This window comes from Candidatus Marimicrobium litorale, from assembly GCF_026262645.1.
Taxonomy (GTDB): Bacteria; Pseudomonadota; Gammaproteobacteria; order Pseudomonadales; family Halieaceae; genus Marimicrobium; species Marimicrobium litorale.
The window spans coordinates 1,676,785-1,699,580 of sequence record NZ_SHNO01000001.1; the positions used below are offsets into that span (position 1 = coordinate 1,676,785).

Below are 22,796 nucleotides of genomic sequence, written 5' to 3' on the forward strand. Positions count from 1 at the left end.
TCAGTCGTTCGCATCCGCCGCTGTCGTGCGGGTGGACACGTTGCGCAGTCGGCGCAAACCCCACATAGCGGTGCCACTGACTGCCAACACGCATAGAAACAGCGCCACGAGGTCGACCCACAGAACGCCGATACGGCCAAACAGGCGACCACTGTGCAGGTCCAGTAGTACCCGTTCCCAGGTCAGCCATTGGTCGGGTAGTGGAATCGCCTCCCTGATCAGGGCGGGCAGTGGCGCAGACACCTGCTGTGAAACACGCGTGCCGGCAGGCGCTGCCTCGCTGAATACCATGCGGTCGATGTCGGCACTGCGCCATTCTCCTTGCACCTGCAACACAATCGCGCCATCGATTTCTCCCAGCGCCTGCAACGGCGTCGGCAGGCCTGTACCAGCGCTGACAGACTCCACCAGTTCACCGGACGTGCTTATCAGCAAAAGTTCCTCTGCACAGGCCGCCAAAATGAGGCGTTCGGATTCCAACGCACCCACCAGCGCACCGCGACACGGTGAGACCTCGAGACTATCGACATAGACACGGCCATTTGCCGCGCGAGACACCCAGCGATCGCCCAACGGATAGGCGGGCAATTGCCCCGAATCGTCCCCGTAAAACTGCTTCAGCCAGTTGCCATCCACGAAAGCCTGGTCTAGGCCAAGCCTGACTGTGTGGTTCAAAAAAATACCCGTAACGCAGACTGCCAGTACGAACAAGGCCACCAACAAACCGAGGCGCCGATGCCATCGCCACAGCGTACCGACCAGGCGAGTGCGGCGTGTCATCCGCGCACCTGCGCGTTCAGCCACAACGCCAGCCGTGTCATACGATCCACCGCCCGCACCGACAGCGTTGCGCCGGTGATGCCGTCTACGCGCTCCGACAAATAGCCATCGTCCGCTAATGTCAGCCCCTGAAACTGTCCGGTGAAGAACGGGTAGCGTATTTCCCAACCACGGCTTTCCCTGAAGGCCAACACATCCACTCGCTCCAGGCGGTCCCCGGAAATGCTGATACCCAGAGTGATGGGTTTTTCCTTTCCAATATCCTCCAGGATCCAGGCGGTAGAATCACCGGACTGCCAGTAACGCAAGCGCAATGCCCGTGGCATCCAACCCACCGCCGTCTCCGCAGCGTTGCGCAAATCCTCGGTGACCCACAAGGTTTGCATCTCCGGCTGTGCTTGCCCAAAAGCAAGGTGCAGAAAAGCGTCCCGATCGAGATAATCCTCGCCATATGCGAAAAAAGCCGCCGCCAAAAGGGCGACGACCAACACTCCACGAGCTAACTGTCCGCGCGCAATAAACTGCACTAAAAACTCCAGCCGACTCCAAGATTGAAGCCTGTGTATTCTTTCATGTCTTCCGGTGCATCCTGAATCTGATAGTCCACCTTGAATACCACCGTCTCATCAAGCCAATAATTCAGACCCATATCCCACTCGCTGATATCGGAACTGCCATTGTCGCCGGCCAAGTTATCCCACTCGCTGTAACGAGCAAAGACACCAATGCTGCGGGTGAACTCCCACGAGGGTTCTATATACCAGCCTTCCTGGTCGTCAGCTCCCTGCTTGATCTGGTTGATACTGTCATCAATATCCCACCGGGCACCCAATACGCGCAGCCCGAAGGGGCCGTTCCTGTAGGCAACATGGGCCGTATAAAGTAACGCGTCTACGCTGTCGGTATAGTCGCCCTGATACAAATCAGACTGGTATTGCAACGTAGCGCCCACTTCCAGACCTGCGAGACCGGTGTATTTCAGATTGGCCGTATAGGAGAGATCATTGGCATCTGCTTCCGACACCTTCTGGCGCCCGTCGCGAATTTTATACTCGCCATCGGCTGCGTCCAACTTGAGACCGGAGGCGACCGCAGTCTCGTAGGCCCACCCGGGCGCAAACTCTCCCTTCAGCGCCACTCCGCCCTCCCACCAGGTGGTGGGAATAATGTTCTTTTCCACGTTATTGCGCTCAACACCATAAAACGTATTGGGCTCATGGGTCTGATTGAGAATTCCAACTGGCACAAGAAAAAGGCCCGCACGGAAGCTCATCGAGTCAGTAATATCGTGCTCGATATAAGCCTGCTCAAGTTCCACCTCGCCGTTCTTACCTTCGCCCGATAACGAGTGCTCAAGCTCGAGCTCGGAAAACATCCGAGTCCGCTCGCTAAATTCATGACCCAAGTACACGACAAAACGATGGAAATCGATTTCCTTCTTGTTGCTGCCAACGTCATTCTCTTCATCCAGATTGTTGTAGTGCATCTCGCCGTAGCTACCAATGGTAGTGCGCTCTGTCCAGTGCTCGGCCATCGATCCCGTGCGGTTAATCACCGTCTCTTCCACCATGACGGCGGTGGCTTCCGCCATGATCGCAGTTTCCCTGATCTCCTCATCGGTTGTAGCCAGTTGCGCCTTGAGGTTGGCAATTTCCGCCTGCTGTTGCTGTATAACCGCCCACATTTCCTCTGCGGTGGGCGCTGCGGCCAGCGTCGTCGGCGCAAATAAGCTCAGCGCGACGGCTGCGATCCTTTTTTTCATTATCCACTTCCCTCTTTCGGTGGGTACGACTCAACTCGAGAAAGGGAATTATATTAAGAATCATTCTCATTTGCAATGCAAAATGCGAATGATTCTCATTGTGTCGCGCAATCGGCTTTACCGCCGCCCCGCTTCGGTCAACAGGAGGCAGAGGAATAAACCTAGTTCAGCGCAGCGTAAATGATGTTTTCGAGCTGGCCGCGGAAGTTGAAGGTTCGCGAAGGAATTAGCTGGGTCATGAAGATCACCACCATTTCCTCTGCCGGGTCCACCCAAAAAAGCGTGCTGGCCAGTCCACCCCAAAAATAAATACCCGGAGACACCGGGTGCCCGTTGCATATCGGATCAATCGTACTCGCAAAGCCCAGGCCAAACCCTACCCCCTCATAGGCAGCCTCACTGAAACTGCCGGTCGCAAAGGCCCCCATATCCGCTCCGCCCGGTATGTGATTGCGGGTCATATAATCCAACGTGCGCGGACCGATAATCCTTACACCGTCCCGGGTGCCGCCTCCCAGTAGCATCTGGCAAAAGCGGTAATAGTCGCCCGCCGTAGACAACAAGCCACCTCCTCCGGAATAAAAGGTACGTTCGGCGAACTCGCTGCTACGGGCGTCATCAGTAAGGTCCATCCCCTTTTCCATGTTGCGCGTGTAACAGCTAGCAAAGCGATCCACTTTATCAGCAGGAATTTCGAAGCAGGTATCGTGCATGCCCAGCGGTTCGAAGATCGTAGTGCGCAAATAGTCCGGCAAACTTTGACCACTCAGAATTTCGACCAGATAGCCCAACACATCCGTAGATAACGAATAATTCCAACGATCACCGGGCGAAAACAGGAGGGGCATTTGTGCGAGCTCATCTACCATTTGCTGCAAGGTATAACCTAGCCTTGGTCTACCCACACCGGCCTTGCGGTAGGCGTAGTCAATGTTAGAGTCACGTAAGAAGTCATAGGTTATGCCTGAGGTGTGCATAAACAGGTCGCGTATTGTCATGGCACGCCGGGCAGGGACTGTTTCAAAGAGAGGGTAGGAGCCGGTTTTCCAGACGGGCAAGTCACGCCAGCCAGGAATGTAACGGTGCACCGGATCATCCAGTGAAAAAAGCCCCTTTTCGTGCAGCGTCATCATTGCCAGAGACGTGATCGGCTTCGTCATGGAATAAATACGCATAATACTGTCGGCGGTCATCGGCCGGGAGCGCTCCACATCGCGATACCCCTGAACGTCCAACAGACACACCTGCCCCCGTCGCGCGACGAGGGTCACACTGCCGGAAATCTTACCGGGCTCGATATAATGTTTACTCAAATGCTCACTCACGCGCTCCAGTTGGGCGCTGTCCATGGAAACAGAATCAGGGCTGACGACATCAAACACAGAGTGCTACCTTTGATTGCTTTTCGAAGATCTCAGTGATACCTGCGACGATGCAAAAAGGCAACCAATAAAGCGGCTAAGAACGCGTTGCTGGGAGCACCAAGACCGCGCAAAACCCTCCCATCCTTCTTGCGGTACGCAATTCATACCGATGGAAGAGTCCGTCTCATAGCGCACTTCAGAAACAGACAAGGTAGAAACCGATGGGATAATCGGTTCAAAGTCATCTGCGCGCTGCCGGCGCGTCCTGCCACAGGCCTTGTGCCGCGCCAAGCCGCTCTGAATCCCGATCTGCCAGCGCCTGCAGGAGCAAAGCAGCAACGTCACTTCACTGCTACTGAGCCCATACCAAGGCATCTGCTTGTCAGCATCGCAACGATGATCAAGCATTAACAAACGGGTCACATCACAACTAGAAAGTGTCGCACCAAGCACGACAATGTCGGGAGTATCGTTTATAGCTATTGAATATTTTCGTTATATTTTATATAACGTGACTTAGCATTTACCGTCATTTTGCAACGCAAATTGCACAATGGTGCTGAAATGTCATGTGCCTACCATCAAAATAGCAGCGCTGGCCGTATCTGCTCCCGTTTTCAGCCCGGCGTCATCACGCGACGAGCGTCTCTGAACGCGCGTTTGCGCAGCCTGAACTGCAGAGCGTCAGCAAACCCCTCAACGGAGAATCCACATGAGCGACAGTGCAATACGTCTATTGATGGTTGAGGACAGCCCTTCTCTCGCTGAGGTCTACCGCGCGTACCTGGAGGGCACAGGCCATGAAATACACATTGCTGCCAATCTCAAAGAAGCCTTCGACGCCTACAACGCTAATCGTCCTGATGTTGTCTTACTTGATATCCAGTTGCCCGATGGCAGCGGCATGGATTTTCTCGAACGTTATGGCGAGGCAAAGAATGACGCTGCAATTATCGTTATGACGGCGCATGGAACGAATGAAATTGCACTGGAAGCGATAAAAAAGGGGGCTTCTGACTTTTTAACCAAACCCTTTGATGCATCACGGCTTCAGGTCACACTCGAAAATGTAGTCGCAAAATTGCGACTTGGAAAAAAGGTTAGTGAGCTTTCGGACCTCGAGCGTGACGGCTTTTCAGGATTCATCGGACGCTCGACGGCGATGCAAGCTGTGTACAAAAAGATTGAATCACTTGCGACAAGTGACGCTACCGCCTTCATCGTAGGAGAAAGTGGCACCGGCAAAGAACTCGCAGCAGAAGCTATCCATAACAGTAGCCGGCGTCACTCGAGAGAATTGGTTGCAATAAACTGTGCCGCCATACCAACAGAACGCATGGAAAGCGAACTCTTCGGCCACGTCAAAGGCTCATTTACCGGTGCGGGCTCAGATCGAATAGGGGCCGTCGGTGCTGCAAAAGGGGGCACACTATTCCTTGATGAAATCTGTGAGCTGGATCTAAACCTGCAAAAAAAACTCCTACGCTTTATCCAGACAGGCACCTATCGCAAGGTTGGCTGCAACAAACTGCAAATAGCGAACGTGAGGTTTATCTGTGCGACAAACCGTGAGCCACTTGAGGAAATGAAAGAGGGTCGTTTTCGAGAAGACCTGTTTTATCGCCTCTACGTTGTTCCGGTAACCCTACCTCCCTTGCGAGAGCATCGTGAGGACATTATGCAAATTGCAGATAGTTTTCTCGCTCAGTTCTGTACAGAAGAAAATAAATCTTTTTCTGGCTTTGCTCTCGAAGCAAAGAAAGCAATGGAGCAATACCTTTGGCCTGGAAACGTTCGCCAGCTTCAGAACGCTGTACACCAAATGGTAATTCTCTACGATGACAACCTAATCGAACACTCCATGCTTCCAGACTACGTATTTCCCGGTGATCTCGAGGCCGGGTTCCTGCCAGCTGAAAACGGTGTAAACGACCAACCTGGTGCCCCCCGAAATCTGACTCATTCAGCTGTAGTGCCTCTTTGGAAAATAGAAAAAGATACAATCGAAAGCGCCATTTCTGCATGCGAAGGTAATGTCAATAAAGCGGCCGGCCTGCTCGAAGTCGCGCCATCCACCCTTTACCGAAAACTGCGATTCTGGAAAGAAAACCAGGATAGCACCGGTACAAAGTGAGGGGCCAAATGGTATGTACGGTCTCATAAACAGCGCATTGAAAAGTATGATCAATGAGCAATTCAGTGCCGACACCTGGGAGAAGATTCTGGCTGTGTCTAATGTTCCTAATGAATCGTTTATGACGATGCGTAGCTATGACGACCAGATCACTTATGATCTGGTAGGAGCGGCATCGGAGATATTAGCCATGCCAGCAGAAAAATGCCTGGAACTTTTTGGAGAATACTGGGTTCTCGAAAGCGCACCGCGTGAATATGGTTCGCTATTGGATGCATGCGGCGCTAATTTCATAGAATTTATGAGCAACCTCAATACACTACATGATCGGATAACGACTACTTTTCTGGATTACAGGCCTCCTGAATTCTGCTGTGAAGAACGTGAAGGTCACCATACGATCATCTATCGCAGTCCGAGGGAAGGGCTTGTTCCGTTTGTCGTGGGCCTACTCAAGGGTCTGGCCATTCGGTTCAACTGCGAACTGAACATACTCGGCATCGAAAAGATCACTACCGAGCGCGGAACCGAGGCAGAAATTAAAATTACTATATCGTCGCGCGACTGATGCCCCCTATAAATTCTGTCAATGAACACCACCTAAGCGAATTATTCTCACTAGTTTTTTCGATTGATGAAGATCTTCGAATTTGCGACCCCAGCGATACCGCACGTCGACATATGCCACAACTCGACGATCACCCAACGCTCAACGCGGTCTTCACGTCCCTAAGGCCAAGAGATATAAAGTCTTTTCAGGATGCAATGAAGTCGGCTGGCTCTTTGATTCTGATGGTTTCAAGAGATGGGCGTTTTGCGGTAAGGGGTCAGTGGTTCCTCAAAGAGCAAATGGGGCGACAGTACCTCGTTTTCTGCGGCGCGCCATGGGTGTCCTGGATGGTAGAGCATCGTCTTGAAAAAACACTGCAACTCACAGATTTTTCAGCTCAAGATGTTCAGCTGGATATACTTTTCTATATGACAACAGAAGCACGAATGATTGCAGATCTTGAAAATGTAAACTCCGCACTACTAGGCACCAAGGCTGAACTGGAAAATGCTCAAAAACAGAAAGATGCTTTTTTCGCACAAATGAGTCATGAAATTCGAACTCCATTGAATGCTGTCATCAGCGCGTTGAGGCTTCTGCAGAATAAATCGCTTAATGACGACGCGAGAATGCTAATCGATTTAGCGCAGGAATCTTCTGACAATCTTATGCACGTGGTTAATTACGTTCTTGATGTTTCAAAGATGGACGCCGAGGAAAAGATCGAGAAACATGAATCTGTTCTTCTCGCGAAATTCGCTGATTCTGTAGTAGATGTTGTAAGGCCGCGCGCACTAGAAAAGTCTATCGATTTAATTTTAGATGTTGATGAGAATGTTGACGCCCGAATCAGCACTGCACCCGATCTTTTGCGCCAAGTCCTCCTTAATTTACTGAACAACGCAATCAAATTTACGGACGATGGCGCGGTTAAACTGTTTATCAAAAAAACAGCCAAAGGGCTTTATTTCTCAGTAAAAGACACCGGAGCAGGTATTTCAGAAGAGCAGAAAGATTCCGTGTTTGAGCCATATGAATCACGACCCGTCCGGGGGGATTATGGCTCGGGGCTGGGGCTGGATATCTGCCGGCGAAATGTTGAGCGCCTCGGAGGCAAAATCGGCCTGGAATCGACACTCGGTAAGGGCTCCTGTTTCTGGTTCGTTATCCCGGACAATATTCCTATTATGGAAAGCTCGCCTGTTGTTCAGCATCCAGGCAAGTCGCTTCCCGAGACACTTTACGGCAACATTCTGCTGGTTGATGACAACGCCACTAACCTCCTACTCGAAACACAGATTCTCGAGAGCATCGGCTTAACAGTCACTGGTGCAGAAAGCGGAAAAAGCGCTATCTCGCTCGTATTCGCGCAGCGTTTTGATCTTGTACTGATGGACATAAATATGCCCGATATGGACGGACACCAGACCACGACAGCAATACGTAAGGTGATGGGCAAGGAAGAACTGCCTATTATCGCGCTAACGGCCTACGCGAGTTCAGAGGAAGCTGGCAAAAGTATGAAAAGCGGCATGAACGGATATTTAACCAAGCCAATCGATGTTGAGCTGCTGATAGAAGAGCTCGAGCATTGGCTCAAAAGTAAGCAAAAAAATGGCAGTGAAAGCTCTCTGCTCGATATCGAAATAATCGATACGCTGATTTCCCAGATCGGGGGAGATGGTCTAAAAAACGTATTGATAAAATTCACTGAAGAGTTCGACTTACACATTAGCACGCTCGAAAATAACGTCAGCATGCAAGCGGTTCTCCGATCTTTACATATTTTAAAGAGCACCAGTCGAAGCCTTGGCCTTGATCAGTCAGCAAATATTTTTGCAGCTATGGAATCAAAGGCAAAAAAGGGCGCAGCGCCTGACAGGGCCGCATTAACCGACACACGCTTACTACTGGAAAATTCACTGCGAGCACTTGAAAATTATTCCTCACTGACGCATTGACTGTATGGATCAGCGGCGCGGCGCTCCGGCCGGTTCGCGCTCCGCTCGCCACGCTTCCCTTAGATACGAGAAAACCTCTCTTCAGGCGTGATTTCGCTTCCAGCTTTGATACTCCCTGTAACGTATAGAAGGAGAAACCACCAGAGACCTGCTGCTTTACTGCTACTTCCTCTCCAGACCAAAACCGCATTTTTGATAGCATCTCTCTATCATCCAAAGCGGTTTAACGGAGGTCTCCGCCCGCTGCCGCGCCCAGCGGGGCCCAATAGGATTCGTACGTTACCCTCTTTGGGGGAAACCGCAAAGATCGCGCGAAAAACCTCCCAAGGATTCCTGTCCTATGTTATTTCACCTGAACCGTCTGTTTCTTCGACTTTTCGCAGCTGTCACCTGTTGCCAACGAATCAACCTGCCGCACCGCACAATTCACCCTATAAAAAGTGAGGATTAGCGGACTGCATTGATGTGGCGCGGCGCGCAGCGTTGCTCGACAAGCATCTACTTTGCTAAAATGGCCAGTTGGCTGAGTGTGCAACCGCAACCTTTTGATTTTGGCAACTTTCGGAGCAACGATGAGTCGTCCGTCCCTGATTGACCTCGAAAACCGCAGCGATTTTATCCGGCGTCATATCGGCCCGACGCAGCAGCAGCAAACCGAAATGGCCCGGGCTATAGGCTACGATAGCCTCGATGCCCTCATCGACGCCACGGTGCCGGCGGCTATAAGGCGAGCACCCATGAATCTTCCGGGTGCACAGAGCGAACAACAGGTGATACAGCGCCTGCGGGAGCTTGCCAGCCTAAACACGGTGAACCGCTCTTTTATCGGGACCGGTTATTACGACACGATAACGCCACCCGTCATTCAGCGTAATGTCCTGGAAAACCCCGGTTGGTATACCGCCTATACACCCTACCAGCCCGAGATTTCGCAGGGCAGGCTGGAAGCACTTCTCACGTTCCAGCAGATGATACTTGACCTCACCGGCATGGACCTGGCCAACGCCTCCATGCTGGACGAAGCCACAGCAGCGGCAGAAGCCATGACACTGCTGCAGCGGGTCAACAAAAAAAATCGCAGCGCCACTTTTCTGATTGCCGAGGACTGCCACCCCCAAACCATTGCGGTGGTGAAAACCCGGGCAGAGGCATTGGATATCGAAGTCGTTATCGGCGATTCCGGTGCACTTTTAGAGAAGCACGATGCGTTTGGCCTGTTGCTGCAATACCCCGGTACTCACGGTGACCTGGAGGATATCTCCCCTCTGATCGAAACGGCTCATGGCAAGCAGACGATGGTCGCCGTCGCTGCAGACATCATGGCGCTGTTGCTTGTCAAATCCCCGGGGGCGCTTGGCGCAGACGTGGTCGTGGGCAACAGTCAGCGCTTTGGCGTTCCGATGGGCTTCGGAGGGCCGCACGCCGCCTACTTCGCAACACGCGACGCGTACAAACGGTCCACTCCGGGGCGTATTATCGGCGTGTCCATTGATCGGCGCGGCAACCAGGCTCTGCGCATGGCCATGCAAACCCGCGAGCAACATATCCGCCGGGAAAAGGCCACCAGCAACATTTGCACCGCTCAGGCTTTGCTCGCCATCATGGCCGCTTTCTATGCTATGTATCATGGCCCAGACGGATTGCGCCGCATCGCCGACCGCATTCAGCGCCTTGCCTGCATACTGGACAAGGGTCTATCCGACGCCGGTTTCAGTAGGGATAACCCCCACTTTTTCGACACTCTGACCTACACCGTGGGAGACCAGCAACAAGGTATCATAGAGCGCGCCCTCGCCAGCGGGCTAAACCTGCGCATAATCGGGTCGGATCGCGTGGGCGTTTCGCTGGATGAGACTACCACGACCGAGGATGTAAGCGCCCTGTGGCGCGCCTTCAGCGGCGTGACTAGCGCACCCTCTGTGGCATCAGTGGATCAATCCGTCGAGGACAACGCAGGAATTCCAGAGGCCTTGCAGCGCCCGGTGGATTACCTGCAGCACCCCCTGTTTAACGATTATCACTCCGAGACGGAAATGCTGCGCTACATGCGCCGACTGGAATCCAAAGACATTGCGCTAAACCGCGCCATGATCGCACTGGGCAGCTGTACCATGAAGCTCAATGCGACCACCGAAATGATTCCGGTCACCTGGCCAGAATTCGCAGGCTTGCATCCCTTTGCCCCGCGTGATCAAACTGCAGGTTATCAGGCACTGCTTGCAGAGCTTGAAGCCATGCTGATCGAAAGCACCGGCTACGATGCGATCTCGCTGCAGCCCAATGCGGGCTCACAAGGTGAGTACGCTGGTCTGCTCGCCATTCGCCGCTACCACGAGAGCCGCGGCGAACCAGAACGCGATGTTTGCCTTATCCCCTCCTCTGCTCACGGCACCAATCCAGCCAGTGCCGCGTTGGCGGGCATGCGCGTGGTCATCGTAGCCTGTGACGAGCAAGGCAACGTGGATCTGACTGAACTGCGCGAGAAGGCGGAGCGTCACAAGGACGAATTATCCTGCATCATGGTGACTTACCCCTCAACCCACGGCGTTTTCGAGGAGAGCATCATTGAATTGTGTGACATCGTCCACCATCACGGCGGGCAGGTGTATGTCGACGGAGCCAACCTGAACGCACTGGTAGGCATCGCGGCGCCCGGAAAATTCGGCGCAGACGTATCCCACCTGAACTTGCACAAGACATTCTGTATACCGCACGGCGGCGGCGGTCCCGGCATGGGCCCAATCGGCGTGGGGGCACACCTGCAACCCTTCCTGCCCACCCATCCGTTGGTTCCACTGGCGGGTCTCGATAAAGACAATGACGTGGTCTCAGCAGCGCCCTATGGCAGTCCATCAATATTGACCATCTCCTGGGCTTACATTGCGCTCATGGGCGGCGAAGGACTGACACAAGCCACCAAGGTTGCCATACTGAGTGCCAACTATATCGCTCGTCGCCTGGGGGACCACTATCCCGTGCTTTACACCGGTGGTGCGGGTAACGTCGCCCACGAATGTATTCTCGATGTTCGGCCAATCACCGAAGAGAGCGGCATTACCGAAGAGGACATCGCCAAGCGGATGATCGATTTCGGATTCCATGCCCCCACCATGTCCTTTCCAGTCGCAGGCACACTGATGGTAGAACCTACCGAATCAGAATCACTGGCAGAAATCGATCGCTTCTGTGATGCGCTCATCGCCATTCGATCAGAAATTCATGCAGTGCAGGACGGCACACTGAAGTCAGACGACAACCCGCTGGTTAACGCACCGCACACGCTTGAGGATGTGGTATCGACCAAGTGGCAACACAGCTACGACCGTGAACAGGCGGCGTATCCTTTGGCCTCTCTGCGCCGAGACAAGTACTGGCCGCCGGTCAACCGGGTAGACAACGTATACGGTGATCGCAACTTGTTTTGTGCCTGCCCTGCCATAGAAAGCTACCAGGAAGAAAGCTGATTGCATTTTCTCCTTGGGGCCGGCGTGACCGATTGAATAGAGCCTGATCGCAGAGTTTGAAATGGCATTGCTGTTTCCGCGGTCAACCTGCATGGCATCTTGTCATTTGGTGATGAAAGGCTAAGCTATCGTGCGAAGTCACCATTATCGAACGGCGTGCACGTCGCTCGACAAAAGAGAATCGCCTATGTCCATCAGAGCCACTGCTGTTATAGCTACAACATTCATTCTGCTAGGTAGCTGCACTGGCTTGGAAAAAGATGGCAGTGATGACATCGCCGATGTCAATGCGGCACGACTAATCGCCGCCAATAGCGAGCCTGGCAGCTGGATGAGCCACGGCCGCACCTACGACGAACAGCGTTTCAGTCCACTCCACGAAATCGACAGCGACAATGTGGCCAAGCTGGGGTTGGCCTGGTCCTACGATCTGGAAACACAGCGTGGCGTCGAGGCGACATCGATTGTGGTGGATGGCGTGCTCTATGCGACCTCTGCATGGAGCATCGTGTACGCCCTTGATGCGCGCACAGGCGCGCCACTGTGGCGCTATGACCCGGGTATCGCCAGAGAGAAAGGCAAAGACGCATGTTGTGATGCGGTGAATCGTGGCGTCGCTGTATGGAAGGGGCAAGTCTTTCTCGGCGCACTGGATGGTCGCCTGATCGCACTGGATGCAAAAACCGGCGCGGTGAATTGGAGTATTGCCACCCTGGATCCTGCATTGCCCTACACCATAACCGGGGCACCACGGGTCGTAAAAGACAAGGTGCTCATCGGAAACGGTGGAGCAGAGTATGGTGTGAGAGGTTACATCAGTGCCTACAACGTGAGCGATGGCTCATTGGCCTGGCGCTTTTACACGGTCCCTACGGACCCATCACTACCCTTTGAAAACGATGCGATGGAGATGGCGGCAGAAACGTGGAACGGCCGCTGGTGGGAACTGGGCGGCGGGGGCGGTACCGTGTGGGATTCCATGGCCTACGATCCAGAACTCGATCTTCTCTACTTCGGCGTGGGTAACGGCACACCGTGGAATCAGGAGTTGCGCTCTCCCGGCGGCGGCGACAATTTGTTTCTCTCCTCTATCGTAGCGGTCAAACCCGATACAGGGGAATACGTCTGGCACTACCAGACGACGCCCGGCGAGACATGGGATTACACGGCAACGCAGCACATCATCCTCGCCGACATGGCCATTGATGGCAAAATCCGTAAAGTACTTATGCAGGCCCCAAAAAACGGCTTTTTTTATGTACTGGATCGAACCGACGGTGAGTTGATCTCGGCGCAGAACTACGTCGATATCACCTGGGCCACGCATGTCGATATGAACACCGGTCGCCCGGTCGAAGAACCCGCAGCGCGCTATCGCGAGGAGCCCTATCTCGTATTTCCCTCTTATCTGGGCGGACACAACTGGCACCCGATGTCGTTCAACCCCTCAACCGGTCTAGTATACATACCCGTTCTGGATTTCCCTGCCAGCTACGGACAGCCAGAAAATTTTCGTTACATTCCCGGTAGCGGCAACACAGGCACCAACGGTATTGTCGGCTCTTTACCCGATAGTCAGGCAGACAGAAATGCCATGCGTGCACTCATGCAAGGCCGACTGCTGGCCTGGGATCCGGTAGAACAAAAAGAGGCATGGCATGTTGAACATCGTGGCCCATGGAACGGGGGCACCTTGACGACCGCCGGCAACCTTGTCTTTCAGGGCACGGCGGACGGTAAGTTCGTGGCGTTCAGCGCTGACACTGGCGAAACCTTGTGGCGCTTCCCCACTCAAACCGGCGTCGTAGCAGCACCGGTCACCTATGAAATCGATGGTGAACAATACGTCTCCGTAAACGTCGGCTGGGGGGGCGCTTTCGCTTTGGTCTTCGGAGAGTTTGTTCAAGCGGACAGCCTGCCCAACGTAAGCCGGGTGCTGACCTTCAAGCTGGGCGCCCAGGGCGCACTGCCTCCCGTTGAGTGGCAGAGTAAGGTCGTTTTCAACCCCCCGCCGCTGAACGCCGATGAGGACACCTTGCGCAAAGGCTACGCAACTTATCAGGACCGGTGCATGGCCTGTCATGGCTTGAATGCAGTGTCCGGATTACTGATTCCAGACCTGCGCGGTTCGGCAAGACTCTGGAGCGACGACGACTGGCACAGCGTTGTTATGGCGGGCAGTCTGCGAACCAATGGCATGCCCGACATGAGCCCTTATATCAATAATGCCGAGAGCGAGGCCGTCAGGGCTTACGTTATCCAACAAGCGCATCGCGCGGCCGACCTGCGAGATGCCGGCGAGTATTAACTCTACCGTGTTTTCACTGCATCAAGGGCCCGATAATGGCCCTCGATAGTCACGATTTTATGTGGGCCCGATGGCGGGCTGCCTGTTCAGCTTGAGACGGATATCCTGTTCAACCATGTAGAGAATCGGCAGCAGCACCAGCGAAACCAACCCTCCGAATACAACGCCCCATGCCATACTCATAACCATAGGACTTATATAACTGTTCTCTCCCAAAATACCATAGGCCGTGGGTAATAAACCTACCGCGGTTGTTACTGAAGTAATAAAAATAGGCCGGAAGCGGCGAGTCGCCACCGAGACCACTTCGGATACCAACAGCGGTCCGGCCCGGTTCTTACGAGTGGCGTTCAGTGTGTGCAGCAACACCAGAGAATCATTTACCAACACGCCTACCAAACCAATTACCCCGGTAATCGCCATCATCCCCACGGACAAGCCCTGCACTAGATAGCAAATCACGACGCCGACCAAGCCAAAGGGAATGCAGAGCATGACGAGCAACGGCTGCGACGTTGAGTTGAACAGAATAACCAGCGCTGCAAAGATGGAGAGCACACAGATGATTGCTGCACCACCCAGTTCACGCAACGCCTCGCCCTGCTCTTCCAGTTCACCGCCCATGTGCACCCGCAGTTGGGGGTACGCCTGACTCCAGTTCTGCGTGGCTATCCATGCGGCAACGTCATCGTTCATGGCTTGCACACTGGTTTGGGTATTGTCGATTTCCCCGTAGACAGTCACCGTGCGTTTGCCAAAATAGTGTTTGATATCAGCTTCGCCTGGACGCACCGAAAAACGTGCAACACTGTTCAGGTACACCGCTTCCCCCGCCCTGTTGACCAAGGCTAGATTTTCCAGCGTATTGAGTTTGCCCGCCTCCGACAGGGGAAACTGCAGTCTGTAACGAACCCGCTCGTCGAGAGTCTGCACTTCATCCACCAGCAAACCGTCAACAGCAATGCGCATCGCCTGCAACAGCTGCTCCATAGTCAGGCCCCTGGCGGCGAGCAGCGTGTGATTCACATCCAGCTCCACAACGTCTTTGCCTGCATTGACGCTGCTCCAACTGCTGGTAATCCCTGCGTGGGTGCTCAGATATTGAAGCAACTTTTCCGCCGCCAGGTAGCGCTCGTCGCCAGAGCCTATTATTTCTACCTGCACCGGCTTACCGAGTACCGGCACATCCGACAGGGCCTGCACAACGAGAGAATCAAAGTCCTTTTTCGCTGCGGCCCATTCCCTTAAATCTTCTACTAGTTCGCGTGTGTTGGTGTCGCCGCTACGACGACCCAGCGGTTCCAGTTCTATAGAGATCAGAGCCCATGCGTGATTACGCCCCTCTGTAGCACCGTAGAAATCAGTATCGTGGTGCCCGATCTGACTGGTGACCGCCAGCAGATCGATTGCAGTCACCTTGTCACGCACTTCGCTCTCCAGTTTCGCCACCGCGGCCACGGTTTCTTCGAAACGACTGCCCACCGGCATCTCTACCTTGACCTGCACGGTGTCGATATCTACGTCTGGATACATACTAAAGCTTATGTTCTGGTAGCCGATGGTCATTACAACGACAAACACCAACACGAATGCACACAGAGACAGATAACGGCGTTGCAGCACCCTTTCAATTTTCGCTGAGTACCAGTCCCGTAATCGAAGGAATGTTCGCGCCCGTTCCTTGGTTACCCGATGAGGGATGTGATAAAGATGTCCTGGAAGCAGACACAAACTCTCTAACAGAGAAGCCAGCAACAGGACGATCACCGCAAGCGGAAACGGAATCATGAAATCACCGTTGGGACCATCGATAAACATCAATGGTGCAAAAGCCAGCATTGTCGTAAGAGCACTGAATATCACAGGCTGCGCGACCTGTGCGGAGCCCTCCACGCTGGCAGTGCGCACATCCACGCCCTCTTGACGCAAGCGCTGCACATTCTCACTCACCACGACAGCATCGTCTACAAGGATACCCATGAGGAGCACTATCGCCGTCAGGCTCATCGCGTTAATGGTCACGCCGATAGCCGCAAGACCGAGGAAAGACAAACACACAGCAAAAGGAATACCCACTGCAACCCAGACTGCAAAACGCAATTCCAGAAAATAACACAGGAGCAACAGCACCGAGATCAGCCCAAGTGTCGCATTGCCTCCCAACACGTCCAGCATATTGTGGGTGAGGCGTGAGATATCGGCCGTGGTGACCAGCTCAACACCGGGCGGCACCGCAACACGCTCTACAAAGGCGCGTACATTAGCCGCTGTGTGCACCTCGTCCGCCAGCGCTTTCTTGCGAGCCTGCAACGTAACGCCCATGCGCCCGTTGACCCGGGATTGCACCTCCCAATCCTCATAGTCTTCTACAATGGTGGCAATATCGCGCAAAAGAACAGCGTTACCCGGCGCACCGGAGCGGATAACCACGGCCTCTACTTCACGAGGGTTCTGAAACTGGCCCACCGCTATAATTTTTTTCTCAGCGACAAACGAGTCGATAGCGCCTCCACTCTCGCGGCGGTTACGGGATCGAATCGCTTCGATAATTTCACCATGACTAATACCCAGCCGAGCCATTTTCTCCGGCTGCAGCATAATGCGGACCTCTGCACGCCGGTAGCCGAGTTTTTCAACGCTGGCGATGCCCTCTACCTCGCGTAGGCCGTCGGAGACATTACGCGCGACATCCCGTAACAGGGCTTCTGGTACATCACCCGTGACATGCACTTCCATGATAGGAGTCATCAGTGTCGACAGCTCTTCTACTCGCGGTTTTTCCAGCAGGTCTGAGGGTAATCGAACTACAGCACGGTCTACAGCCTGCTGAATATCGCGCATGATGTCCTGTTTTGCGCCCGCATCGAGATCAAGATTAATCGTGATAACCGACAGGCTCTCCATACTGTTGGAGTAAAGTTTTTTTATGCCCTCTACCTCGAGCAGCTCCTCCTCCAATGGCAGGGTAATTGCCAATTCCACCTGTTCCGGCCCAGCCCCCGCCTTCACCGTTGTGATATTGATCACACCCATATCAACATGCGGATTATATTCATAACGCATATCGGCGATGGTCAGATAACCCAGAGTGAAAACCATCCCCATGATCATGTTGATCACAAGTGGGCGGTCGACAAACCAACCTATCAGATGATGCACAGGGCTTAGTCTCCCTGACGAACGTTAACCGGAGTGCCGTCAAGCAACCTAGACTGTCCCCCGATAATCACACTGTCACCGGGCTCGAGCCCCGAAATAATGCGCAGACGATTACTGAACCCAGCTGCCAACAAAGGCTCGCGCATTCGGGCCACACCATCTTCCACAACAAACACAACACTTCGTCGGTTCCTGTCGACAAGCGCCTCCTCTGGTAACAGCAACGCATCGGGAAAGCTAACACCTTGCAAGGTAGCGCTGGCAGTCATACCCGGCCGCAGCCTGAGTGCGTCGTCGGTGAGTATTAATTTAACTGGAAAGTTTCCCGTCTTGGGATCCGCATTCACGCCTACCCACTCCACACGGGCAGCGTAATCCCTGTCAACAAACGCAGTGGCATTTACACGGGCATCGCCACCGGGGTGTACATTGGAAATATCGGCTTCACTCACCCAGGCCTGCATCCGCAGACCATGCACCGCCTGCAATTTGACCAGGCTGGCGCCGGCCTGCACCGACTCCCCCTCCTCAACAGCTCGCACGTCCACCAGACCATCGGTGGGACTGTAAATTCGCGTATCCGCCAACTCCCGCTCAGCCAGCTGACCACTGGCTACTGCCTGCTGAAAAGCCGCAGCTGCGCCATCCACATTTAACTGTGCATTATCCAACACCTCGCGAGACACAGACTCACGCTCAGCCAGATCCTTGCGACGCTTTAAGCGCAGCCGTGCCTCTTCCAATGTCGCTTTGGCACGCTGCACTGCCTGGTTGGCCTGATCTAGCGCTAGCTGCCTTTTCTGGTCATCCAGCTCGAGGAGAAGCTGTCCAGACTGTACGCGGTCACCTTCCTTAATATGAACGGCCTTTACAGTGCCGGATAGCTCCGCGGCGACATCAACCTCCTCCAGCGCTTCGACCACGCCAAAACTGGCTATTTCACCCTGCCAGTCCCGAGCCTCTAACACCACGGTCTCCACCACCGCCTGGACAGAGGGGTCGCTCGACACATCATCGCCAGGATCGGGCGTATCCGAGCAGGCTGCAAGAAAAAATAATCCCAGCGCACAAACACACCGGCGAGAGACTAACGACAAAGACAAGGAGAACATGATCAATGGGTATCCTTTCGGCTTATTTTCCTCATATCACCGGTATCGTACCGTTTGATGGCAAAGAATCCACCCAGCAAAAAATCACCGTCGGGAAGAAATACCGTTATACCGCCCCAGGTATTCCACAATACACTGTCATCCGGGAACTCCCACGTCGCTTTTTTTTCACCGGTTTTCCAGTCGGCCGCGAAATATTCATAATTATCATCGCGTTTATTGGCGATATACACCAAGCCGTTAGCGGTCGACACGGCAGGGGGCATCCAATCAGTGTTATCTACATCATCAATACCCCAGGACTCGATAAAGCGGTTCTCCCCGGGCAGCCATTCGTACTTCTGTATGCCCCGCGGCGGCTCACGCGTGGTACCCGCCAAAAAGGCATTGCTAATGAGATCCATCGGGATCGGACCTGGCTCCGGATACGTGCTGTTCACGACAAGTACACCATTACCGTAAACCACAGGAGACGCCTCTACCGTGGTCTTGCTGAGACGGAAGGAAATCTGGTCAGCTATACGTCGGGACTGCGTCCCTGGCTTTTGCTTGAAATCCTGCGGAATTTTATTGCGCCAGAAAGCCACTATCTGTGCATTTTCAGCATTACCGTCGGAGATTACCACCAGCTTGTCTTCGTCATCACCGAAACCCAGCAGTGAAGGGGTGGTTCCAGAGCCATGCGAAGCTGCACCCATATCAGTCGCCATACCCCGGGGCATCACATCGTAAGGCGAACTCCATGCGCCGTCTTCAGCATTCTGCGATAGCGCCGATCCTGTCCACACCAATTTATGCATGTTCACTGACGTCACAACGTAGATGCCGTTATCGCGATCCACTGCAATAGAGTTCTCCACCAGCTCCCCGGGAAACAAGTGATAGTCCACTACGTTCAGTTCGCGGTCTGTGATAATGACTGCCCCCGCCGCCGCGGCGACTATAAAACCATCGTAAGTCATATTAATGCCCAGTATGCGATCAATGCCTTTCGCATCGTCGCGCGGTAGCTGCGAGACAATGTTGGCATACTGCAAAGGCACTAACGGCTCCTCCACCTCGTTCTGGTCGAAGGATTTCACCAGGTGCTGCCTATCGTAAAACGTATAGTGGTAGCCGTCCCTGTCGAAGAGCGCATAGGCGCCGGAGGGCATGGTGCGCATATTAATATTGAATTTGTAGTACATCAGCAGAGAATTGAACAGTAACCGCCAGTCCTGCTTGGCACGACGCTTTTCATCGATTGCATTCATAACCTCGGCAATACGCGCGTCGGTCACCTCTGCGTGCACCGACTCCCTATTGGGGTAAGGCACACTGGATACGACACTGAAATCATCACCTGTGGCGCGCACCTTGATCAGACCCATGGGCGTCGAGGCGACCACTACCGTCTCTTCACCAACCCGTTTATAGATCGGAGCAGAGCACCAGACCACCGGCACTGTCTGGGCCTGATCGTAACGAATACGACCACCTATGGTGGGGCCATCTACCGGCGTCACATCGGTTTGCGCAGGATCGTGATGCGAGATGGCATAGGGACTGTCGGCAATCCATGGATTAGCAGGGATGCCGTTATCAGCAGCTACTGCCAATATTGCGTACGATCCCTGTAACGCGAACAAAATCAACGCGACCAACGCGTTACGCATGACTATCTGCCTCGATTAACGGAATACCCCACAGTATTGGACAGGCGACCGGCGCAGTCCATGACCCAGACGGCGATAAATTGGTGATTTCAGTATACATACAACCCGACTCGCCACTGCACGCCGCGCTGCGCCATATCAACGATAATGAAAAGAATAGGCTTCGTATTGGGACCCATGATCCACGTCGGCTTTCTTGCGTGACAGCCGCCGAGGCTTACGCAGACTGATCACAACCGCAGAATCCGCCTCGCAATACGCTCGATGCGTCTCCAGATTCAACCCCCGGTTCGCCTCGGGCGACAAGCACCACCTTGCCGCTTGGATCAAAATACTGGGCAATTTTCGCAGTGTTCATGGTATCTTCCGTAACAGTTTGGATAACATCAGGCCGCCAATTTCACTGCAAGTCTAGCGCGTTTCTAACATAACGTGGCAGCTTGTAGCGTACGAACCGGCGCACGCTTTTCAGGGAGTACATGGGTACACAATTTGTCATCGTGGGCGCACCGCGTACCGGCAGCACCCTGTTGGTCAGGACTCTCGACAGCCTGCAGGATATCTGTTGCCACGGCGAGCTGTTAGCGGACGCGGTACGCGGCTATCAGGACGGCTTCGACCCCGAATCTGCGACCGCAGAGGAGCGAGGTGCACGGGCAGCTCGCTTGCTGCAGCAAAGAGACCACAACACGGTGGGATTTATCCGCACCGCGCTTGACACGCCCTCTGAGGCAACCGGATTCAAGGCGTTGTACGGCAACCTGCTCAACCCGCGCTGGCACGATGTCGTGAACATGCTAACCGTCGAAAAGGTCATACACTTTATACACCTTAAACGGCAGAACACGCTGCGAAGATATATTTCGGAAAAAATACTGCAGGCGGGCGGCCCAAATCACTCTGGCGCAGGGGGGCGCAGTGATAACAGAATGCGGGTTCACATCGACATTGATGCCTATCAACGCGATACAGAGGCTGCAGCGGCGGAAGAACAATCGGTAACCGCCCTACTCGGTGATAACGCCCTGCTCCAGCTTACCTACGAACAACTCGCCGCGGATACGGCCGCTACCGTCGCAGCTGTTTGCCAGTTTTTGCACGTTGAGACATTCTCAATGAATATCGCGCCCGCCCTTGAGAAAGTGGGCGCCACTGATTTGAACGAAACCGTCAGTAACTTCGATGAACTACTTACCCACCCTGCCACACGCGACCTCGCGGTGAGTGACTGACGAACCTATCAAGGACCGAGCCAACTGTCGTACCCGCACTAGGCGTTGCGGATCGTGACACCACCGTCCACCAGCAGGGTCGCCCCTGTGATATAACTTGCGGCGGGGAGCACGAGGGACAATGTCGCATGAGCCACCTCTTCCGGTTCGCCGTAACGCCGCAAAACAGTGCGGCGGCGCGCAAAAGTGGCCTTGTCATCTTCCTGAATGCCATCGGTTATGCCTGTGCGAATAGGGCCGGGACAGACGCAGTTCACGGTAATCCCCTCTTTGCCGAGGTCTACCGCCATCGCGCGTGTCAGGCCGATACTGGCATGCTTGGCCACACTATAGGCGCTGTTGTAGCGCGTCGCCCCATGCGCCTCGGTTGAGGCGATGTTGACAATCCGAGGGTGGTCCGACCGACGCAGGCTGGGCAGGGCTGCGCGAATTGCCCAGGCCTGAGCCTCCGTCATGACCGCAAGAGAGATATCCCAGGCTTCAGCAAAATTATCAGCATCGACCTCAGTAGGAATCACCAGGCCCGCATTGTTAACCAAAATATCGATAGCCCCAAAGTGAGCGGCGACCTCCGCTACAGCCTTTTCCACTGCCACTCGCGACGATAAATCCACCACCAATGGCAACACGTCGCCGCCCACACTGCGAATTTCATCAGCGACCGCGTGCAGGCCCTCCTCATTGATATCAACAATCGCCAATCTCGCACCTTCGTCGGCAAAAAGATGCGCGGTCGCTCGTCCCATGCCACTGGCCGCGCCGGTGACGACCGCCACGCTGCCCGCAATGGAACGACTGAGTACACTGAGCCTGGTCACATCTACCCCCATTTATACTGCGTATCGCGAAGTCAGCTGGCATGCTACCACAGCTACCCAATACTGCGGACATACCCAGCCTCGTGCGACAGCCCACGAATGAAATCGATACACGCTTGCAGTCGTCGGCACTGACAGTCAACATAGCACTGCACCTGCTATCGTGGAGAACATTGCAGATGGAAAAAATAGATAAACTTTCGCAAGAAGCGCTCACCGCACGGCTGGCGCAACTGCCCGGCTGGACATTGCAGGACGACAAACTGTCTCGACAATTCAGCTTTACTGATTTTATCGAAGCCTTTGGCTTTATGAGTCGCATTGCATTGCTGGCTGAGAAAATGAATCACCACCCGGAGTGGTCAAATGTGTATAACCGGGTGGCTATTAACCTGACCACCCACGATGCGGGCGGCATCTCGAACCGGGATTTCCAGCTTGCAGAGTCCATCAACCAGCTGCTGGCCATCTCCTCGACTGCCGAGACCTGAGCGTAA

The 22,796-nt window shown here is 54.1% G+C and carries 16 protein-coding genes; 7 read left to right on the forward strand and 9 right to left on the reverse strand.

Going from position 1 to position 22,796, the window contains the following annotated elements; translation table 11 throughout:
* From EYC82_RS07445 to EYC82_RS07460, 4 genes are all read right to left on the reverse strand, one after another.
* Positions 1–780 carry a PepSY domain-containing protein gene (locus EYC82_RS07445; protein ID WP_279248910.1) on the reverse strand — a complete coding sequence of 260 codons (780 nt, stop codon included), beginning with the start codon at positions 778–780 and terminating at the stop codon, positions 1–3.
* Positions 777–1,307, reverse strand: coding sequence for an FMN-binding protein (locus EYC82_RS07450; RefSeq protein WP_279248911.1), 531 nt, complete (start codon positions 1,305–1,307; stop codon positions 777–779). Before EYC82_RS07450 ends, EYC82_RS07445 begins: the two co-directional genes overlap by 4 nt.
* Positions 1,307–2,542 (reverse strand): porin, encoded by a 1,236-nt coding sequence (locus tag EYC82_RS07455; RefSeq protein WP_279248912.1) that lies wholly within the window; start codon positions 2,540–2,542, stop codon positions 1,307–1,309. Before EYC82_RS07455 ends, EYC82_RS07450 begins: the two co-directional genes overlap by 1 nt.
* A gap of 161 nt (positions 2,543–2,703) precedes the next feature.
* Positions 2,704–3,924 carry a serine hydrolase domain-containing protein gene (locus tag EYC82_RS07460; RefSeq protein WP_279248913.1) on the reverse strand — a complete coding sequence of 407 codons (1,221 nt, stop codon included), beginning with the start codon at positions 3,922–3,924 and terminating at the stop codon, positions 2,704–2,706.
* A gap of 694 nt (positions 3,925–4,618) precedes the next feature.
* Here EYC82_RS07460 and EYC82_RS07465 point away from each other — a divergent pair.
* The 5 genes from EYC82_RS07465 to EYC82_RS07485 all read left to right on the forward strand — a co-directional run bounded on the left by EYC82_RS07465 (position 4,619) and on the right by EYC82_RS07485 (position 14,323).
* Positions 4,619–6,040 (forward strand): sigma-54-dependent transcriptional regulator, encoded by a 1,422-nt coding sequence (locus EYC82_RS07465; protein ID WP_279248914.1) that lies wholly within the window; start codon positions 4,619–4,621, stop codon positions 6,038–6,040.
* A 13-nt stretch (positions 6,041–6,053) separates the two neighbouring features.
* Positions 6,054–6,608: a heme NO-binding domain-containing protein gene (locus tag EYC82_RS07470; protein WP_279248915.1), complete on the forward strand. Its 555-nt coding sequence runs from the start codon at positions 6,054–6,056 to the stop codon at positions 6,606–6,608.
* Between the two features lie 113 nt (positions 6,609–6,721).
* Positions 6,722–8,551, forward strand: a complete 1,830-nt coding sequence (locus EYC82_RS07475; RefSeq protein WP_279248916.1) for a response regulator — start codon at positions 6,722–6,724, stop codon at positions 8,549–8,551.
* A gap of 572 nt (positions 8,552–9,123) precedes the next feature.
* Entirely contained in the window at positions 9,124–12,015 is a 2,892-nt protein-coding gene (gene gcvP / locus EYC82_RS07480; protein WP_279248917.1) for an aminomethyl-transferring glycine dehydrogenase, read from the forward strand.
* Positions 12,016–12,202: 187 nt separating this feature from the next.
* Complete coding sequence (locus EYC82_RS07485; RefSeq protein ID WP_279248918.1) at positions 12,203–14,323, forward strand: PQQ-dependent dehydrogenase, methanol/ethanol family; 2,121 nt, start codon at positions 12,203–12,205, stop codon at positions 14,321–14,323.
* 57 nt (positions 14,324–14,380) lie between these two features.
* Here EYC82_RS07485 and EYC82_RS07490 read toward each other — a convergent pair whose 3' ends face one another.
* The 4 genes from EYC82_RS07490 to EYC82_RS07505 form a co-directional block, all read right to left on the reverse strand.
* Complete coding sequence (locus EYC82_RS07490; RefSeq protein ID WP_279248919.1) at positions 14,381–17,482, reverse strand: efflux RND transporter permease subunit; 3,102 nt, start codon at positions 17,480–17,482, stop codon at positions 14,381–14,383.
* A gap of 5 nt (positions 17,483–17,487) precedes the next feature.
* Positions 17,488–18,594, reverse strand: coding sequence for an efflux RND transporter periplasmic adaptor subunit (locus EYC82_RS07495; protein WP_279248920.1), 1,107 nt, complete (start codon positions 18,592–18,594; stop codon positions 17,488–17,490).
* Positions 18,595–18,596: 2 nt separating this feature from the next.
* The gene (locus EYC82_RS07500; RefSeq protein ID WP_279248921.1) at positions 18,597–20,249 is read right to left on the reverse strand and encodes a hypothetical protein; all 1,653 of its coding nucleotides are present in this window, start codon (positions 20,247–20,249) and stop codon (positions 18,597–18,599) included.
* Between the two features lie 217 nt (positions 20,250–20,466).
* A complete protein-coding gene (locus tag EYC82_RS07505; protein ID WP_279248922.1) occupies positions 20,467–20,607 on the reverse strand; it encodes a hypothetical protein in 141 nt (46 codons plus the stop codon).
* A gap of 121 nt (positions 20,608–20,728) precedes the next feature.
* Between EYC82_RS07505 and EYC82_RS07510 the strand changes: the two genes are divergently transcribed.
* Complete coding sequence (locus EYC82_RS07510) at positions 20,729–21,481, forward strand: sulfotransferase (RefSeq protein ID WP_279248923.1); 753 nt, start codon at positions 20,729–20,731, stop codon at positions 21,479–21,481.
* A gap of 38 nt (positions 21,482–21,519) precedes the next feature.
* On the opposite strand, the gene EYC82_RS07515 is transcribed toward EYC82_RS07510, so the two are convergent.
* Entirely contained in the window at positions 21,520–22,299 is a 780-nt protein-coding gene (locus EYC82_RS07515; protein ID WP_279248924.1) for an SDR family NAD(P)-dependent oxidoreductase, read from the reverse strand.
* Positions 22,300–22,340: 41 nt separating this feature from the next.
* Here EYC82_RS07515 and EYC82_RS07520 point away from each other — a divergent pair, with 41 nt between their 5' ends.
* Entirely contained in the window at positions 22,341–22,790 is a 450-nt protein-coding gene (locus EYC82_RS07520) for a 4a-hydroxytetrahydrobiopterin dehydratase (RefSeq protein ID WP_341475053.1), read from the forward strand.
* The last annotated feature ends 6 nt before the right edge of the window (positions 22,791–22,796 follow it).

Bases quoted from the DNA above. Each gene is read 5' to 3' on its own strand.
- EYC82_RS07445 (WP_279248910.1), bottom strand. From the start codon at position 780: ATGACACGCCGCACTCGCCTGGTCGGTACGCTGTGGCGATGGCATCGG.
- EYC82_RS07455 (WP_279248912.1), bottom strand. From the start codon at position 2,542: ATGAAAAAAAGGATCGCAGCCGTCGCGCTGAGCTTATTTGCGCCGACG.
- EYC82_RS07465 (WP_279248914.1), top strand. From the start codon at position 4,619: ATGAGCGACAGTGCAATACGTCTATTGATGGTTGAGGACAGCCCTTCT.
- EYC82_RS07470 (WP_279248915.1), top strand. From the start codon at position 6,054: ATGTACGGTCTCATAAACAGCGCATTGAAAAGTATGATCAATGAGCAA.
- EYC82_RS07475 (WP_279248916.1), top strand. From the start codon at position 6,722: ATGCCACAACTCGACGATCACCCAACGCTCAACGCGGTCTTCACGTCC.
- gcvP (WP_279248917.1), top strand. From the start codon at position 9,124: ATGAGTCGTCCGTCCCTGATTGACCTCGAAAACCGCAGCGATTTTATC.
- EYC82_RS07485 (WP_279248918.1), top strand. From the start codon at position 12,203: ATGTCCATCAGAGCCACTGCTGTTATAGCTACAACATTCATTCTGCTA.
- EYC82_RS07495 (WP_279248920.1), bottom strand. From the start codon at position 18,594: ATGTTCTCCTTGTCTTTGTCGTTAGTCTCTCGCCGGTGTGTTTGTGCG.
- EYC82_RS07500 (WP_279248921.1), bottom strand. From the start codon at position 20,249: ATGCGTAACGCGTTGGTCGCGTTGATTTTGTTCGCGTTACAGGGATCG.
- EYC82_RS07505 (WP_279248922.1), bottom strand. From the start codon at position 20,607: ATGAACACTGCGAAAATTGCCCAGTATTTTGATCCAAGCGGCAAGGTG.
- EYC82_RS07510 (WP_279248923.1), top strand. From the start codon at position 20,729: ATGGGTACACAATTTGTCATCGTGGGCGCACCGCGTACCGGCAGCACC.
- EYC82_RS07520 (WP_341475053.1), top strand. From the start codon at position 22,341: ATGCTACCACAGCTACCCAATACTGCGGACATACCCAGCCTCGTGCGA.